We start from the raw sequence: 997 nt of genomic DNA, 5'->3' as shown, positions 1-997 counted from the left end.
GCCACGGGTCAGGCCTTCTTCCAGCACCGGCTTGACGCCGCGCTTGGTCAACTGTGCCGCAGTGGCATCGGCCAGGCCTTTGCCGTAGGTGTCCTTGTCGTTGATGACGGCGACTTTCTTGCCCTTGAGCACATCGACGATGTAGTCACCGGCCACGATGCCTTGCTGGTCGTCACGCCCGCACATGCGGAACATGGCGCCCAGGCCACGCTCGGTGACTTGTGGGTTGGTGGAGCCTGGAGTGATTGCGATGATGCCCGCTTCGTCATACACCTCGGAGGCTGGAATGGTGTTCGAGGAGCAGAAGTGCCCGACCACGCCGATCACTTTGTCCTGGTCAGCCAGGCGGTTGGCCACGGACACGGCCTGCTTGGGCTCGGCAGCATCGTCACCGGCCACCAGCTTGATCTGCTCGCCATTGATCCCGCCGGCCTTGTTGATACCTTCAGCCTCCGCCTGGGCACCTTTCATGTACTGCTCACCGAAGGCAGCGTTGGCGCCGTTCATCGTCCCCGCTACGCCAATCTTCACATCAGCTTGAACAAACGTACAAACACCCAGCGCGGCAGCTACCGCGAGGGCCAGGAAACCTTTCTTGTAAAACGTCTGGGACATGAGTGGTGCTCCGAGTTTTTTGTTGAATGGGCACTGCAATTTCACTTCAAACTTTCACTTGAAACCTTCACTAAAAGCTCAGAGCAAGCAGCGTGCCATTGCGTTTTTTTATTTCAGAAAGACACGGTGTCATTGTTATTACAGGTGTTTCGGTGCCTTTTTGGCGGGACGTGCAACCGTCTAGCCCGCAAAGGTGCAACCAATGGATAAAAAGGGTGAAACCCGCTCGAAAAACTGATGTCAGCCAGCCATCAAGCGAACCCTTGATCATCTGTAACCATGGGCGTAACGGAAGTGCACATTTACAGTGCGTCACTGCTACGACTCGCACCAATACAGATTAGTAGCCGGCTAAGAAAATGCCGGCTTTTGAGGGGTATTT

At 55.7% G+C, this 997-nt stretch carries 1 protein-coding gene; it reads right to left on the bottom strand.

From position 1 onward, the window contains the following. A partial coding sequence (locus ASU03_RS18760) for a branched-chain amino acid ABC transporter substrate-binding protein (protein ID WP_157465981.1) occupies positions 1-615 on the bottom strand: 615 nt, incomplete at its 3' end. Positions 616-997: the final 382 nt, after the last annotated feature.

Source organism: Colwellia sp. TT2012, assembly GCF_001440345.1.
In the GTDB taxonomy this organism is placed as follows: Bacteria; Pseudomonadota; Gammaproteobacteria; order Enterobacterales; family Alteromonadaceae; genus Colwellia.
Note: the sequence above shows the minus strand (reverse complement) of the source record. Positions and strands in the feature narration are given on the sequence as shown.